Below are 15,263 nucleotides of genomic sequence, written 5' to 3' on the forward strand. Positions count from 1 at the left end.
ATTTCCCGTCACGCTTGAACTAGCGTAGTACATCCCCCTTGGTTCGCGCCAAGGGGGATTTTTTATGCTGATTTCAACCGTTGCGGACCTGCGGCAGTTTATAGTTGATAACTGAGCAGGAAGGCAGCATATGCGGGTTTTTGATTTTGACGGCACCATATATGACGGCGAAAGCCTGTTCGACCTCTATCTGTTCAGTGCCCGTTATGATGTGAAAGTGTTTCGTCACCTGGCACCGGTGCTTCGATACGCCATCAAATACAAACTCGGCAAGGCCACGTTGGAGCAGATGGAGCACGGAGTTGGCAAGGTCACTCGCAAATACCTGCAGGACCTGGCCAAGTCCAGATCGATTGACGGTCTACGCACGCAGGCGTTGGACAATGCGGTGAAAGCGGGACTTGACAAGGATGTCATGGTTGCAGACGCGTCCGTCATCGGAGCCGACGATTTGGATGGTGGCTTGAAGTCATTGGTCAATGCGTTCTGGGATCGCAATATGTCCAAGATCAAGCCGTGGTACGAACCCAGACCGGATGATGTGATTTTGACCGCGTCGTTTGATGTGACTGTGGGGGAGGCGTGCCGCCGGCTTGGAGTACACAATCTCATTGCCTCGACCATCGACCCCAGAACATTCGAGGTGACGTATCTCAATTTCAACACCAACAAGCCGAAGCGCCTGCGCGAAGTACTTGGCCCGGATGCGGTGATTGATGAATTCTATACGGACAGCGCGTTCGACCAGCCGATGATCGATATGGCCCGCAAGGGTTTCATGGTCAAAGGCAATGTCATAACACAGGTGAAATAACGTAAAGGCATGGATTGGCATGTGCATTGCCTATTGGATATCGACTGGGAAACGGTATTCAATAGAGTGCGCTGGATGACTGCCTGACGCGTGTGCCCCCAATCGTTGGCGGTGATGACGGCAGCTAATATATCAGGCAACGATATCCTCAACGACAAGTCAAAGGAGTGGGTATGAGCGATACCATGAAAGCCGCTGTTTTCGTCAAGCCGGGAACTATCGCGGTGGAGGAGATTCCCAAGGCGCGGGTACAGCAGGACGACGATGTCGTGATCCGCGTTGTCCGCGCGTGCGTATGCGGCTCAGACCTGTGGTTCTACCGTGGATTGTCCGGGCAGGAGCCCAACAGTCAGATCGGCCATGAGGCCATCGGCGTAGTCGAAGAGGTCGGTTCGGCTGTCGAAAGCGTCAAGACGGGGGATTTCGTGATTGTGCCGTTCCCGTTCAGCTGCGGCAAGTGCCCGGTGTGCAAGGCCGGATTCGAATCCGTATGCCCCCACGGCGGATACTTCTCCGCCAGCCAGGCCGAATACCTGCGCGTTCCGGAAGCCGATGGCACGTTGGTCAAGGTGCCTGGCTCACCGGAGGATTATGACGATGCCACGCTGGCCTCCCTGCTGACCATCTCCGATGTGATGTCTACCGGGTATCATGCCGCCGCATCCGCCGAGGTCAAGCCCGGTGACACCGCCGTGGTGATGGGTGACGGCGCCGTGGGTCTATGCGGCGTGATCGCCGCCAAGATGCGCGGGGCTACGCGCATCATCGCCATGAGCCGCCATGAGGATCGAGCGGCGCTGGCCCGCGAATTCGGCGCCACCGATATCGTGCCCGAGCGTGATCAGGCCGCCATCGACAAGGTGCTGGCGATGACCGACGGCTACGGTGCGGACGCCGTGCTCGAATGCGTGGGCTCCAAGCAGTCCTTCGACACCGCCATTGCGCTGGTCCGTCGCGGCGGTGTGATTGGCCGTGTCGGTCTGCCGCATGATGTGACCATCAGCGCCGAGGGCACGTTCTACGGCAACATCGGCATCAAGGGCGGTCCGGCGCCGGTCCGTCACTACGACATCGACGGTGGCTTGCTGGATGCCGTACTCAAGCACGAGATCAATCCCGGTCGCGTGTTCACCGCCGAATACGATCTTGACCATATTCAGGATGCCTATGAGGCGATGGACCAGCGCAAGGTCATCAAGGCGCTGATTCGCTTCTGAGATTTGCGGGTGCGTGTCGAGAGAATGTCGAGAGAATGTCGTTACACACGCTAAAAGCGTCAGTATGTATGTGGGTTGACGAACATTTCTCATACATACTGACGCTTCGGCGCGCAATACACGAATTAATGACGCAGTAAGTAGTGGTCTGCTCGTAATTGTCTGTGTGGGTGGCCCCTTTGATGAGGGGCTAGCAGCGAATCTGAATAAGCTGAATAGGGAAGAGACCGAGCCTGAACTCCTCAATTATTAGCGAGACGGGCCATTAGACGGTGGTCATGTCGCTGCGAACACGTTCGGCGGCAATGTCGATATTGCCGGGCCAGGTGGGTACTCCTGAGACGAGCTTGACCTTGGCAAACTCCGCAGGATCGTTGAGTTTACGGAAAACACCTTTATCTATGTATTTTGACATGTCGAAAACACCGGATGCCCCGTCGGAGCAAATCACCTTGAGTCTATAACCGGGTAACGGCTGTGCGCTGTTAACGCGGATTGAGTAGTCGATGTTCATGGCGCACTCCTTGTCACGGTTCTATCATTCCTGGATTCGAGTAGTTTGAAGCTGCGAGCCAAGCGTGGTGAAGCTCGTCACGCCTTCTCGAAATCCACCTGACTACCATTGTATGTTGTCTTTTGGGCAAAGGCTGGGCCCCGATTGAGTTGCCGCTAAGGTCATACGTGGCATTATGGCCCGCATATTCGGCATGAATATGCGGGGGAGCATGGTCGGCAAAGTTCATGGTTATTCTGATTCCATTGAATCGGCAAATTTCCGGCATATCGAATTCCAGTTGAAAACATCAGGATGATGCTTTGATATGGACTGTGGGAAGGTCAAACCAGTGTGCTTTCTTGATGATCTTGTCTCTTTGTTCATAGGGAAGCCGCATGTAGTCGATGATGTCTTTGTCTTGGAATAAGTCACTGCAATACACTGGAAGTCTGTAGCGTGGGACTATTCCTATAAGGTCTTTGCCGTTTGCCATATGAGCTATTTGCCGAGCGTGAAGTACCGAAACGGGCAGCTCAGCATCATATAGCGCTAAGGCAAAGTGAATTGCTTGAATGCACGACCAATAATTTGCACCTGAGACGTTGAAAGACCATCCGCCTTCGTCTTTTCGCGGGAAAAGATGCATCCATGAAAAGCCGTGACCGGGGCGAACTTCCCATGTGTGGCCTTCAGCTTGTTTGCTGTCCATCCATGCTTCGAAATCTTCTGGTGAGTTCTGATCAAGATCGCGTAATCCGTGATGTCGAAAGTCCGCGTACTTGATGCACCAGTCAAGCGGCGTGGCGTCCATCTTTGGGCAAGCGTATCCACTTGCCTCATATCCAAGCATACAGGCTTTGAAATATTCTCCTGAAGTTAGTGTGGGGAGTTTCTTATTAAGTACGGTTCCTTCTTCTAGTGATGAGAACAATTGAGTGAATCGTAGGATGTCTTCAGTGTGGATACCGTTGAGGAAAATATCTTTATTCTCAGGGAATATGTCCCATACGTCACGGCGAAGGATTGTTCCTGTTCTCATGTCAAATGGGAGTTTTTCACGAATAATGGTGTTATATGAATCGTTTTTACATTGGATAACGCAGTATTGAGCACCGCACATCAGCCAGTTCATTAATGGAACATAATATTCAGGATTGTTGGTATGATCATCGTTGGCAAAACGAATGCAGAAACGGCCGTTGATGAATAGATGCCGGCAATCGTCATATTCAGTACAGGTGATTTTGTACCAGACGGTTTCATCTGGATAGGAGCTTAACCAGGATTGCTCGAATTCCTGATAAGTCTGATACTCGCCGTCTTCATACAGCTCGTCGTAGTGGCCGAAGGCCGTGATCGGACCGCGTTCTGCGGGTATCCACAGTAGGCGGAACCCGTCTTCTCCTAAGGGCTCGATGTTGTCGAGTACGTCAAACAGCTGTGTGGCCGCAGTATCGAGAGGCAGGTAAATATCCGGTTCCCATGATCTGGGGGAACGGATCATGTTGTCGATTTGCGGGGCGAAAAGAGTTCTGTGATGCATGATGGCTCCCAATCTTAAATGTGGTATCTGTATTGATACCAGTGTAGCACATATGTTCGAATATGCGATGTGTGTGGGTGTAATGGGTTGCCTGCGCCGGCCGATTACAATGATTGAATAATTCGAGTGGATGATTCTTGGGGTGCCATGAAAAACGTGATTGATCGATATGTGTATCGCGTGCATTGGTCGGATGAATGCGAGGGTTTTGTGGGAACGGTGGCGGAGATGCCGGAGTTGAGATTCGTGTCCGGTTCGTTTGTCGAGGCGTTAACCGGTATTCGGATTTCGGCTCATGATGAGGCTGCCAAGTTGGTCGAGAGGGGCGTTGCGGTTCCGGTTCCTTTCGAGGATCGCCATTATTCGGGTCACTTTATGGTTCGGGTGCCGCCTGAAGTGCATAGACGTTTGTCCATCGAAGCGGCTGAGCAGGGGGTGTCTCTGAATAGATTGGTTCAGGCTCGTTTGTCCTGAAATCGTTTTGCTTCTGCGTCGTTGTCGTTGTCTCTGGACGTTGTCCCTGATCGGTACGCAGCGGCCGACCCATTGCAACTGCACCATACTTCTGATACACTTTGAACTGTACTAGAAATATGGTGCAGTTGCATGCTGGAGGTGCCGAATGGTTTCGGGCGAAATGGCTGATGGCGTTCGGTAACAGGCGGCAATGCACCTCAAGCGCGATGAGGTGAGTACGATGTCGTTCTCTGTTTTCGGCGTAGTGGCAGCGTTGCTGATAGGTTTGCTACGGCTGGTGCTTGTTGTCGCCGTGGTGGTGCTGATCGTCAGGGCGTTGGTGCACATGAATCGTGAGCCGTCGCTGTCGGTGAAGCAGCCTGTTTCGTCGGGTGGCCCATCGGATGATTCGTCAGGTGGTTCATCGGGCGGCCTGATGGAAGGGGAGGCTGTTCCGGATATGACGGCGGGCGGTCCCATGCCCATTGTGCGCCGTCGCATGGCGTGTGCTCTGCTCGTCGGTGTGGCGGTGTTGGTCATGGTGTTGATAGTCGGATTTGTAGTGCCCAAGGATATGTATCGCATCGCATCGATGGCTCCCGGCCTTGCGGCATCGGCGGTCATGCTGGCTCTTGCGCTGCCCTTTCCGGACATGTCCGATCGGCTGGGCGGCGGCCAGGTGCGTACGGCGTCGCTGCAATCCCGCGAACCATGGACGTACGCGCGACGGTATGTGCTCATGCAGCCGATGCTTGCCGCCGGGCTGCTCATTATCTATCTCGGATACACCACGGTGACGGCCAGTCCGGATGATTTCGGCCTGATGCGCAGTATCCAGCTGGTCGCTCCGAATGGGACGTGGGCTCATTCCTCCGGTCCTTATCCCGGATCGTATTATTCCATCCCACTGGCCGTCGTCACACTGGTGCTGGTCGGCCTGACCTGCGCGGCGCTCTGGCGCATCGCCCATGTGCCGAGTGCTCCTGAAGCCCGATTCGCCGATGCTGACCGGTTGTGGCGCGTACTGCTGACGCGATTCACGGTGTTCCTGTCGGTCGGCACGATGCTGGTCTACGCGTCGGCGGTACTGATGGTGGCGGGAACCGCAACGGTTCGGGTCGGCACCAACAGCGGCACATGGTCGTCGGCCTACGCGGATGATGTGTATCCGACCTTGGGCAACATACAGATCATCATGGGTGGCGTGGTGGCCGTGTTGGCGGTCATCTACCTCGTGATGGCGTGTTCCGCATTGGTCCAGTTGTGGACTTCGCCTCGGAGGACACGATGATGGGCGGCGGCGATGACGTGCGCCTGGTGATACGCGAATCGTCGCCGGTGCCGGTATATGAGCAGATTCGTGAGCAAATCGAAGGTATGGTTCGTGCAGGCCTTCTGCATGACGGTGACAAACTGCCGTCGGTGCGTCAGCTGGCCGGCGACCTGCGCATCGCACCCGGCACCGTGGCCAAGGCCTATGCCGAACTCGCTGAGCAAGGGGTGATTGAGACCGCCCCCGGTCGCGCCGCCCGAATCAGGCGGGTGGCGACCATCCCCGAACCCCTGCTGGAGGCCGCAAAAGACTACGCCGGACAGTCCCGGCGGCTTGGTTCCAGCCTTGAGGACGCCATCAGCGCCCTGCGCGCCCAGTGGTAGTTTCACATCAGGTCCTGTGCCGGCGGATTGCGGACGTGTGCCATAGCAGTCCACAGTCTGCCGGATTCCGCAGGTTATGCGTTATGCGTTATGCGTGTGCGCCGTCTGACGGATGACTGATGATGGACGGCTGCCGTGCTGGTCATCTATCGGCGCCTCTACGGATAATCAGGTTCGTTGTCCTAGCGCTCGTATGGCAGGTCATACAATGATTCCGGATCGAGGGAAAGATGGTGCGGCATATGGATGTTGATGGGAAGGTCGAGGATTCGGCAAAGTCCGGGAGTCCGGAGACATCCGGGGAGTCGATGATGTCCGGGATATCAACGACTGCGCCACACAGGCCTCGCGCCATCGAGGTGCGCGGGGCGCGGGTGCATAACCTCAAGAACGTCGATGTGGACGTGCCGCTCGGCGAGCTGGTGGGTGTCGCCGGCGTCTCCGGTTCGGGCAAGAGCTCGCTTGCGCTCGGCGTGCTGTATGCGGAGGGGTCAAGGCGGTATCTGGAGGCGCTGTCCACGTATACGCGCCGGCGCCTGACCCAGGCCAGTCGCGCCCAAGTGGATGAGGTGCTGCACGTGCCGGCGGCGCTCGCGTTGCATCAGCGGCCCGCCGTACCCGGCATCCGGTCCACCTTCGGCACGATGACCGAACTGCTCAACAGCCTGCGTCTGCTGTTCTCCCGTGTCGGTTCGCACGTATGCCCGCAATGCGGAACCCACGCGGACCCCACGCTTAATGTGGCGTTGGAGCAGCCGATCGTATGCAGCCATTGCGGCAAGCGATTCCACGGCCCCGGCGCCGAAAGCCTGGCCTTCAATTCGGCGGGCGCATGCCCCGCTTGCTCCGGCACCGGCATCGTACGCGAGGTGAACCGCGCCGCACTGGTGCCGGACGAATCGAAATCCATCGACGACGGCGCGGTGCTGCCATGGGGCTCGCTCATGTGGGACCTCATGAAGCAGGTGTGCGGCGCGATGGGCGTGCGCACCAACGTGCCATTCCGCGAACTCACGCCCGAAGAGCGTGACATCGTATTCAACGGACCGGCCGTCAAGAAGCACATTCTGTATCGGCCCAAGAAAGGCGACGATTTCGCCGAGCTCGACTTCACCTATTACAACGCCGTGTACACGGTCGAGAACGCGCTCGCCAAGGCCAAGGACGAGCAGGGATTGAAGCGCGTGGCGCGATTCCTGGAGGAGAAGCCGTGTCCCGACTGCGGTGGTACGCGCCTGAGCGCCGCCGCACGCGCGCCGGAAATACGCGGCATCAATCTGGCGCAGGCAACCGCCATGACCCTGGACGACGCGGTGACGTGGGTGCGGGGCGTGCCGGGTACTCTGCCTGAGAGCATGCGCCCGATGGCCACGAACATCTGCGAATCGTTCCTCGACGTAGCCCGCAGACTGCTTGAACTCGGTCTCGGCTACCTGTCGCTCGACCGTGCCGGCGCCACGCTGTCCACAGGCGAACGCCAACGTGTGCAACTGGCCCGCGCCGTGCGCAACCGTACCACCGGCGTGCTGTACGTGCTCGATGAGCCGTCCATTGGCTTGCATCCCTCGAACGTGGACGGCCTGCTTGGCGTGATGCGCGACCTCGTGGCGGACGGCAACTCCGTGGTGGTGGTCGATCATGACGTACGTGTGCTCAAGGCCACCGATCATCTCATCGAGATGGGGCCGGTGGCCGGCGCCGGCGGTGGTCATGTGATCGCGCAGGGCGCGGTCGACAAGGTCGAACAGACCCCGGGCAGCCGCATAGCGCCGTTCCTGACCGAAAACGGCGAGACCCGCGTGCGTGCCCGCGTCGCTCCGGAAAAGATGTTCGATGCCGGCCGGATCCACATGGAGACCGGCCCGTTGCACACCGTCAAGCCGCTGAGCGTGGACGTACCGCGCGGCAGACTCACGGTCGTCACCGGCGTCTCGGGCTCGGGCAAGACCACGATGGTGCTGGAATCGCTGATTCCGGCGCTCAAGGCCAACGTCGATGGAGATGGTCTGCCGGCGCACGTTCGCGGCATCGAAGCGGACAGCATCACCCGCGCGAACCTCATCGACGCCACGCCGATCGGTGCGAACGTGCGCTCCACCGTGGTCACCTACGCCGACATCCACGACGATTTGCGCCGCGCCTTCGCTCGCACGGACGAGGCCAAGGCCGCCGGATACAAGGCCGGCGACTTCTCCTACAACACCGGACGGCTGCGTTGCCCCACCTGCGACGGCACCGGGTCGATTTCACTGGATGTGCAGTTCCTGCCGGACGTCACCATCGCCTGCCCGGACTGCCGTGGGTCGCGGTATGCGCCGGAAGCGAGCCTTATCCACCGACCGGTCAAAGGCGGCGGAGATGGGAAGGTCGTCAAGGCTTGTGGCGAGTTGAGTGCGCGTGACAACGTAGGCAGCGGTTCGGATGCCGGTGCCGTTGTGCCGGGTGCCACATTGACGGAGAGCGGAATCACGATGGAACAGGGATCCACGGCGGAACAGGGGGATGTGGACGCGCCCCTGCGTTCGCTGACGCTGCCGCAATTCATGGCGATGAGCGTGGATGAGGCGCTCGCCGTCACCACCGACATGAAGAAGGTGCATAGTCGGCTCACTACACTGCACGATCTGGGACTCGGCTACCTGACACTCGGCGAACCGACGCCCGCGCTTTCGGGTGGCGAGGCGCAGCGGCTCAAACTCGCCAGCGAGATGGGCAAGGCGCAGTCGGATGCGGTGTTCGTGTTTGATGAGCCGACCATCGGCCTACATCCGCTTGACGTGCGTGTATTGCTTGGCGTCTTCGACCGGCTGGTCGCGGCGGGTGCGACGGTCATCGTCATCGAACATGATCTCGACATGATCGCCAACGCCGACTGGATCATCGACATGGGGCCAGGCGGCGGCGAGGCCGGCGGGCACATCGTCGCTACCGGCACGCCGGAGCAGGTCGCTGCGGACCCCGCGAGCATCACCGGGCGGTATCTGCATATTCGATAGATAACGTCGTCGGCGGCGTTCGTGGTGCCTGCCCTGAATGACGCGGCGTGCGGAATCCTTGGCATGTGGGATATGGGATGTCGAGTCGGGCGTCAGGATATCCCATGGCTCGAATTTCGCTTGCATGCCCCGCATACCGGTCACGACGTCCAGTACAGGACTGACGGGGGAGTAGGATGGCCGCCGTGAAACAGGTTCAGGGCATCAAACGAGCAAGTGCGGACGCGAAATACCGGCAGATGACCGAGCAGCCGATACCGTCGTTGATTCTGCGGCTTTCGCTGCCGGCTGTCGTCTCCAACCTGGTGACCACCGCGTACAACCTGACCGACACGTTCTTCATCGGACAGCTCGGCACCGCGCAGTCCGGTGCCATCGGCATCGCCTTCTCCATCATGACCATCCTGCAGGCGATTGGTTTCTTCTTCGGCAACGGTGCCGGCAACTCGATGAGCCGCGAACTCGGCAAGCGCAACAATGAACGCGCCTCCCGGTTGCTGGCGCTGGGATTCGCCGGAGCCGTGCTTTCCGCGCTGCTGATCGCTCTGATCTGCCTCGCCATGCTCAGGCCCTTGGTGATGATGCTTGGCTCCACCAGTACCATCGCACCCTATGCCGTGCAGTATCTGACGCCTATTCTGGTCGCGGCGCCCTGCGTATGCGGTTCCTTTGCGCTCAACGGACTGCTCAGATATCAAGGCCAATCCGCGTTCGGCATGATCGGGCTGGTCAGTGGCGCTCTGCTCAATTTCCTGCTCGCCCCGCTGTTCATTTTCGTACTTGACTTGGGAATTTTCGGGGCGGGACTCGCCACCGGCATCTGCCAGACCGTGAGCTTTATCATCCTGACCACGATGAGTGCCCGATTTGGCGTGCTGAAGCTCTCCCTGCGCAACTGCCGGCCGGATATGCTGTTGGTGCGCGAGATCATCGGCGGCGGTTTGCCTTCGTTGGTTCGTCAGAGCGCCGGATCCATTGCCGCCACATGCGTGAACATCGCAGCCAACCCGTTCGGTGATGCGGCGATCGCCGGCATGGCCATCGTGATGCGCATCATGCTCGGGGTGAATTCGGTGATTATCGGTCTGGGGCAGGGATTCCAGCCGGTATGCGGCTACAACTATGGGGCAGGAAAGTTCGCCCGTGTGCGTGAGGGCTTCTGGTTCTGCGTGAAGCTGTCCACCTGCATACTGTTGGTGCTTGGAGCGGCCATCTGGCTGTCCTCGCCGCAATTGGTGGAGATCTTCCGTTCCGATCCGGCGGTGGTCACGGTGGGCGTGGCTGCCCTGCATTTCCAATGCCTGACCGTGGCGCTCAACGGCATGAACATGATGGGCAATATGATCAGCCAGACGATGGGGAAGACGGGTATGGCGTCATTCCTCGCCGTATGCCGCACCGGCCTGTACTTGGCGCCGGTGGTGCTGGTGCTGCCGCACTTCTTCGGGGTGACTGGCGTGGAGGTGGCGCAGACCGTGTCCGACATCCTGACCTTCGCCACCACCGTTCCGTTCATGCATCGCATCCTGCGCGAGCTGCGTTAGTGTCCGCTGTGATACGACAAAGGGCGTTGGCAGCGGAAGACAAGGGTGCCCCTGTGCATTCGGGCAAGCGATTGGGCTGCGCGAACGCACAGGGGCACTGTCATGGGCACTTGTCATGCGGATACCGTGTACCAGATATCGGTGATATCGGCTCCGCGCGTGCGTTGTGGGATAAGTGATTACTTTACGACCTTGAAGCCGGCGGTCCACGGGGTTTGCTCGGTGACGCCCAGGATGATCTGCAGCGCGCCGTAGCCCTCGAGGTACTGTGCGCGCTTCAGGGCGCCGGCATCCACGGTCTTGAGTCCGGCGGCCTCGATGAAGGCGGCCACGGACTTCTTGGCAGCCTCATCATCGGCGGCGAGCTGCACCACGGTCGGTGCGCCGTCGTTCTCACCGGTGGCCAGCGTAGCGGCGAAGGTGGTGTTGAACGCCTTGACCACGCTAGACTGCGGAAGCTTGGCGGCCACGTACTCGGCAGCGGACTTGGCGCCTTCCGGCAGGGCGAGGTCGAAGGTGGTGAAATCGATCGGGTTGGAGACATCCACCACGGTCTTGCCGGCGAGCTGGTCGGCGTAGGCGGCGATCGCCTCGTCGTAGGCGGGGAAGGGCAGGGCCAGGACGACGATGTCGCCGGTGATGGCGGCCTCGCCGAACTTCGCGCCGGTTACGCCCTCGGCTGCGGCGGTGGCCTTATCGGGGTTGCGGTCGATGACCTGGACGTTCGCGCCGCCCTTGACGGCGATGCCCGCCACGGCGGATCCGATGTTGCCTGCGCCGAAGATGGTGATGTTTGCCATGATGTGTTCCTTTCGATGATGAAAGCCTATTGCCTTGTTGGTTAGATTGTCGGCGAATGTCGCTGCGTCTGGTGCTGTGACCGGTCTGCGATGTTCGCGTTGATGCCAGTATGCACCTCACGTTGATATATTTCAAGCTGAGATATATCAATAAGATTTATGTCGGTCGCGAAATCGCTGTATTTCCAACGGTTTTGAGGGGTTTATTAACCGTGGCTTGCGGCGTGTCGTTCTGAAATATCTCAGTCTGAGGTATCATGAACGCATGAATATTGTGGAAATCATGACGTTGGGCTTCCTTTCCGAGGAGCCGTTGTGCGGCTACAGGCTGCGCAAGAAGATGGAGCAGCTCCAGGGATACAACCGCGCCTTCAGCGACGGCACGCTCCATTCGGTCACCAGCAAGTTCGTCAAAGCCGGCTATTTGGGGGAGGCGTTCAATGTGGTCAATGGGCGCCGTCTGCGTGAGTTTCACCTTGAGCCGGCGGGTCGTGAGAAGCTTATCGAGGAGCTGAAGAGTACGAGCGGGTATATGCTCAGCGACATCACCAAATGGGCGGTGGTGATGTCCTTCCTGTCCGTCATCCCCGATGTCGCTGATCGCAATGCCGTACTGCGGCGTCGGCTCGATCTGCTGGATTCGGATGTGCGGCGCATGTACAGCGACGGCGAAGGGCCAATCGACAACGAAAGTCTGACCGACAAGTACCGTATCGCCATCACCGAGATCCATGACGCCGAAATCGCCGCCGAACGCGCCTGGCTCATGAAGGAACTTGGCGTATCCGAGTAGCGGACGTATCGTGCCGCCATGCTGTCCAGATGGCCGCTTTACATAGTCGCCGGATGATGTTTGCTCAAGCGGGAGGGAGTCTGTGGGACAGTTCGGCGTGATGGTCGGCCAGCTGGTCGGTTTTCTCATCATGTTGATGGTGGGATACGGGTGCGTGCGTCTGCGTTTCTATGGCAAAACCGCGTTGGACGGCATGTGCTCGCTGTTGCTCAACGTGCTCATCCCTGTGCTGGTCTTCTCGAATGCCGTGGACGGTACGGACCGCTCGCACCTCGAGGCCAACTGGGGAGTGATGCTGCTTACCGCCGTGATGTACGGTCTGCTCATCCTCACGTTCTGGGCATTCGCGCATCTTTTGCGGCTCAAAGGTTCGCGCAGTCATGTTTTCCAGGCATCGCTGGTGTTCGGCAATGCCGGATTCATCGGCATCCCGCTCATCATGGCATTGTGGCCGAGGGAGGGTGCGATCTATGTGGCGCTGATGTCGATCATCGACCAGACGTTGTTGTGGACGTACGGCGTGTGGCTGTGCGAGCCGGTTCGGCCTACGGCCGCGGCCGGCGGCGCTGGCGGAATCGGTGTGAACGACAGTGCCGCCGGAAGTCGCGGTGTGGATGGAAGGCACAGTGCGGACAAAAGGCATAATGCAGGTGAAAGACATAGTGCGGATGGGAGCCGTGGCGCCGTCGGGGAAGACCTGCCCGCCGCGTCGCGCCCTTCGCTTGGTTCGCGCGTGCTCGGGCTGCTCCGTCGGTTCGTCAACCCCGCGTTCATCGGCGTGATGATTGCGCTGGCCCTGATTCTGCTTGGCATCAAAGTGCCGAATCTCATTCTGAAGCCGTTGCACACCATCGGCAATATGGCGACCCCGATGTCGCTGATATACCTCGGCGGTCTGTTTGCTCTGACCAAGTGGTGGGGCGTGCTGCGCCGCTACGAACTGTATGCCGGGCTTGTGGCCAAGATGATCGCCTTCCCGCTCGCGTTCTACGCGCTGCTGACGTGGTCGGTCGGTGCGTTGCCGTTCGCCTTGCCGATCACGCACGACATGATTCTCATGATCACCGTGATCGCAGGCCTGCCGACCATGACCACCATCGCGATGTTCACCGGCCGCAAGGACAACATGCCCGACTATGCGGTCGGATTCGTGTTGGTCAGCACCCTGTTCTCGCTGGTGTCGCTGACCATCGTCTCCGCGGTGGTGTTCTAGAAAATCGTTGACGAAGCGACTACCCCTCAGACCCGCCGGGCCAGCTCCCCTGACAAGGGGAGCCAATAACGACAATCAGTCCTGCGACGCTGCGTCGATGCAGCGCAACGCGTTGAGGGTGCGCGGATAGCCGATGTACGGCATGCACTGCGACGCCACGGCGATGAGGAAGTGACGGTCGTTGCCGATGCGCATATTGGCGCGGGCATGGCTGGTGAGCTGCGGATCGCACCCGCCCTGCGCGGCCAGGAAGCAGAACGTGATCATCTCGCGCTGCTTGAGATCGAGCCCGGTGCGCGTGTAGTAGTCGCCGAAGCAATTGGCTGCCAGCCAGCGGTTGACATGACGCTTATCCTCAGGACCGGACTTGTAGAAGTCCTTCATACCGTCGCCGAAGATATCCACCTGCGCCTGCGTGCCGGCCTCCCGCCGTGTTTCCGGTGTGGTGGTGGCCTGCGAGGGCAGCGGCAGTTCGACGCCGCGCTCGCGCAGGATGTCGTTCAGTGCGGCGATGAACGGGTAGACTCGCGCGATGCCCAGATATGCCACGGCCTGATAGGTCGCTTCCTTGATTTCCACAGGCGTGAGTCCGGCGATGAGCGCCGCCGGCACGATGCCGCGGAATTCGGTGAGGCTCTGGCTGCCGAGCAGCGTGGCCAGAATCGCCAGATAGCGTGTGTGGTCGTCCAGATCGTTGACACCGGGCTCGTTCGGCACTTCGTCAAACGCGAAGTTCTCGATGATTCGGGCCAGATCCGGGTCGTCGCGGCGCAGCAGCTCCGAATCCGGGAAGAACGTGCGATGATAGGCTTCTGCGGCGGGGGAGATGCCGCTGGGCTGTTCCGCTGATTGATCGTGTTCCGTGGTGCTGTGTTCCGTCATGGTGCGTCCTTCTATCGTCAATTCGTCATCAACACAGCGTATGAGCATGCGTGCCATGCCGCAATTGCCTGCCGAGTATCAACGGTGATGCTTGGCAGGCATGGTCGGGCTGCCTCATGCTGCCTCATGCTGGCTCAGCCATGCCATTTCAGCTTGGACGCTTCGGCCTAGTCATTGCATTGGATGATACCTGTTGAGGACGAATGTACCCATTTTCGGGTAATGTCTGCCGATATGGAGAAGAGCAGCACCGCGCCACACCGTCGCAACGACCCCGAGCGCAAGCAGCACATCATCGATGCGTGCCTCACGGTCATCGCCGAACGCGGGGTGGCGGGAACCTCGCACCGGGTGGTGGCCGCCGAGGCCCATGTGCCGCTGGGGTCCATGACCTACCATTTCGACGGCATGCACGATCTGCTGCATCAGGCGTTCGACCAGTTCGCCGATCGGTCCATCGCCGCGTTCCGCGCGAGGATGGACGCGGCGACCAATGCCGACGAAGCCTGTGAGGCCATTGCCGCCAGCATCGAACATGATGTGCTCGCCACCCAGCGGGACATGAACATCAACCTTGAGTTCTATGCGCTGGTCGCCCATGACGAGTCATTCCGCGACATCAGCAGTCGTTGGATGACAGCCACGCAGGAGGCAATGGGCCGGTTCTTCGACCGTGAGACCGTGGTGCTGTTGGATGCCATGATCGAAGGGCTGACATTGCACCGCGCCCTCGGCGGCGAGCCGCGCGATTCGGATGCCGTCTTACGGAGCGTCCGACTCGTGGCCATCGGCAACGACCGGTCGGCGTAATCGCTTCGTAGTGCTCGCGATGGCATAATAACGCCCAGTCAAC

General features: G+C 59.3%; 15 protein-coding genes. 10 read left to right on the forward strand and 5 right to left on the reverse strand.

Annotated features, from left to right (window positions below; all coding sequences use genetic code 11):
* Positions 1-130: 130 nt before the first annotated feature.
* Together BW14_RS02530 and BW14_RS02535 are read left to right on the forward strand one after the other, a co-directional pair.
* On the forward strand, positions 131-814 hold the full coding sequence (locus BW14_RS02530) for a haloacid dehalogenase-like hydrolase (RefSeq protein WP_140463190.1): 684 nt from the start codon (positions 131-133) through the stop codon (positions 812-814).
* Positions 815-987: 173 nt separating this feature from the next.
* The gene (locus BW14_RS02535) at positions 988-2,031 is read left to right on the forward strand and encodes a zinc-dependent alcohol dehydrogenase family protein (protein WP_044090405.1); all 1,044 of its coding nucleotides are present in this window, start codon (positions 988-990) and stop codon (positions 2,029-2,031) included.
* Between the two features lie 265 nt (positions 2,032-2,296).
* On the opposite strand, the gene BW14_RS02540 is transcribed toward BW14_RS02535, so the two are convergent.
* Genes BW14_RS02540 through BW14_RS02550 form a run of 3 tightly spaced genes read right to left on the reverse strand, consistent with a single transcriptional unit; the run spans position 2,297 to position 4,070 of the window.
* The gene (locus BW14_RS02540; protein WP_044090404.1) at positions 2,297-2,545 is read right to left on the reverse strand and encodes a DUF2442 domain-containing protein; all 249 of its coding nucleotides are present in this window, start codon (positions 2,543-2,545) and stop codon (positions 2,297-2,299) included.
* 13 nt (positions 2,546-2,558) lie between these two features.
* Entirely contained in the window at positions 2,559-2,813 is a 255-nt protein-coding gene (locus BW14_RS12480) for a DUF4160 domain-containing protein (protein ID WP_081886629.1), read from the reverse strand.
* A 21-nt stretch (positions 2,814-2,834) separates the two neighbouring features.
* A complete protein-coding gene (locus BW14_RS02550; RefSeq protein ID WP_044090402.1) occupies positions 2,835-4,070 on the reverse strand; it encodes a hypothetical protein in 1,236 nt (411 codons plus the stop codon).
* A 147-nt stretch (positions 4,071-4,217) separates the two neighbouring features.
* Here BW14_RS02550 and BW14_RS02555 point away from each other — a divergent pair, with 147 nt between their 5' ends.
* The 5 genes from BW14_RS02555 (at position 4,218) to BW14_RS02575 (ending at position 10,722) form a co-directional block, all read left to right on the forward strand.
* The gene (locus BW14_RS02555; RefSeq protein WP_044090401.1) at positions 4,218-4,544 is read left to right on the forward strand and encodes a type II toxin-antitoxin system HicB family antitoxin; all 327 of its coding nucleotides are present in this window, start codon (positions 4,218-4,220) and stop codon (positions 4,542-4,544) included.
* A 223-nt stretch (positions 4,545-4,767) separates the two neighbouring features.
* A complete protein-coding gene (locus BW14_RS02560) occupies positions 4,768-5,817 on the forward strand; it encodes a hypothetical protein (protein ID WP_140463188.1) in 1,050 nt (349 codons plus the stop codon).
* On the forward strand, positions 5,817-6,182 hold the full coding sequence (locus BW14_RS02565; RefSeq protein ID WP_081886630.1) for a GntR family transcriptional regulator: 366 nt from the start codon (positions 5,817-5,819) through the stop codon (positions 6,180-6,182). Before BW14_RS02560 ends, BW14_RS02565 begins: the two co-directional genes overlap by 1 nt.
* A 311-nt stretch (positions 6,183-6,493) precedes the next feature.
* A complete protein-coding gene (locus BW14_RS02570) occupies positions 6,494-9,178 on the forward strand; it encodes an excinuclease ABC subunit A (protein WP_044090421.1) in 2,685 nt (894 codons plus the stop codon).
* 185 nt (positions 9,179-9,363) lie between these two features.
* Positions 9,364-10,722 carry an MATE family efflux transporter gene (locus BW14_RS02575; protein WP_044090418.1) on the forward strand — a complete coding sequence of 453 codons (1,359 nt, stop codon included), beginning with the start codon at positions 9,364-9,366 and terminating at the stop codon, positions 10,720-10,722.
* 179 nt (positions 10,723-10,901) lie between these two features.
* On the opposite strand, the gene BW14_RS02580 is transcribed toward BW14_RS02575, so the two are convergent.
* Entirely contained in the window at positions 10,902-11,522 is a 621-nt protein-coding gene (locus tag BW14_RS02580) for an NADPH-dependent F420 reductase (RefSeq protein ID WP_044090399.1), read from the reverse strand.
* A gap of 265 nt (positions 11,523-11,787) precedes the next feature.
* Here BW14_RS02580 and BW14_RS02585 point away from each other — a divergent pair, with 265 nt between their 5' ends.
* Positions 11,788-12,315 (forward strand): PadR family transcriptional regulator, encoded by a 528-nt coding sequence (locus BW14_RS02585; RefSeq protein ID WP_140463186.1) that lies wholly within the window; start codon positions 11,788-11,790, stop codon positions 12,313-12,315.
* Positions 12,316-12,397: 82 nt separating this feature from the next.
* Positions 12,398-13,528 (forward strand): AEC family transporter, encoded by a 1,131-nt coding sequence (locus BW14_RS02590; RefSeq protein ID WP_140463184.1) that lies wholly within the window; start codon positions 12,398-12,400, stop codon positions 13,526-13,528.
* A 75-nt stretch (positions 13,529-13,603) separates the two neighbouring features.
* Here the strand turns inward: BW14_RS02590 and BW14_RS02595 are convergent, their stop codons facing one another.
* A complete protein-coding gene (locus BW14_RS02595) occupies positions 13,604-14,410 on the reverse strand; it encodes a carboxymuconolactone decarboxylase family protein (RefSeq protein ID WP_140463182.1) in 807 nt (268 codons plus the stop codon).
* Positions 14,411-14,644: 234 nt separating this feature from the next.
* Here BW14_RS02595 and BW14_RS02600 point away from each other — a divergent pair, with 234 nt between their 5' ends.
* Complete coding sequence (locus tag BW14_RS02600; RefSeq protein WP_140463180.1) at positions 14,645-15,220, forward strand: TetR/AcrR family transcriptional regulator; 576 nt, start codon at positions 14,645-14,647, stop codon at positions 15,218-15,220.
* Positions 15,221-15,263: the final 43 nt, after the last annotated feature.

Origin of the sequence: Bifidobacterium sp. UTBIF-68 (assembly GCF_006408855.1) — a bacterium.
Taxonomy (GTDB): Bacteria; Actinomycetota; Actinomycetes; order Actinomycetales; family Bifidobacteriaceae; genus Bifidobacterium; species Bifidobacterium reuteri.

Excerpts from the sequence above, each read along its gene's own strand:
- BW14_RS02535 (WP_044090405.1), top strand. The coding sequence starts at position 988 with ATGAGCGATACCATGAAAGCCGCTGTTTTCGTCAAGCCGGGAACTATC.
- BW14_RS02565 (WP_081886630.1), top strand. The coding sequence starts at position 5,817 with ATGGGCGGCGGCGATGACGTGCGCCTGGTGATACGCGAATCGTCGCCG.
- BW14_RS02550 (WP_044090402.1), bottom strand. The coding sequence starts at position 4,070 with ATGCATCACAGAACTCTTTTCGCCCCGCAAATCGACAACATGATCCGT.
- BW14_RS02570 (WP_044090421.1), top strand. The coding sequence starts at position 6,494 with ATGTCCGGGATATCAACGACTGCGCCACACAGGCCTCGCGCCATCGAG.
- BW14_RS02585 (WP_140463186.1), top strand. The coding sequence starts at position 11,788 with ATGAATATTGTGGAAATCATGACGTTGGGCTTCCTTTCCGAGGAGCCG.
- BW14_RS02530 (WP_140463190.1), top strand. The coding sequence starts at position 131 with ATGCGGGTTTTTGATTTTGACGGCACCATATATGACGGCGAAAGCCTG.
- BW14_RS02555 (WP_044090401.1), top strand. The coding sequence starts at position 4,218 with ATGAAAAACGTGATTGATCGATATGTGTATCGCGTGCATTGGTCGGAT.
- BW14_RS02595 (WP_140463182.1), bottom strand. The coding sequence starts at position 14,410 with ATGACGGAACACAGCACCACGGAACACGATCAATCAGCGGAACAGCCC.
- BW14_RS12480 (WP_081886629.1), bottom strand. The coding sequence starts at position 2,813 with ATGCCGGAAATTTGCCGATTCAATGGAATCAGAATAACCATGAACTTT.
- BW14_RS02540 (WP_044090404.1), bottom strand. The coding sequence starts at position 2,545 with ATGAACATCGACTACTCAATCCGCGTTAACAGCGCACAGCCGTTACCC.
- BW14_RS02580 (WP_044090399.1), bottom strand. The coding sequence starts at position 11,522 with ATGGCAAACATCACCATCTTCGGCGCAGGCAACATCGGATCCGCCGTG.
- BW14_RS02560 (WP_140463188.1), top strand. The coding sequence starts at position 4,768 with ATGTCGTTCTCTGTTTTCGGCGTAGTGGCAGCGTTGCTGATAGGTTTG.
- BW14_RS02600 (WP_140463180.1), top strand. The coding sequence starts at position 14,645 with ATGGAGAAGAGCAGCACCGCGCCACACCGTCGCAACGACCCCGAGCGC.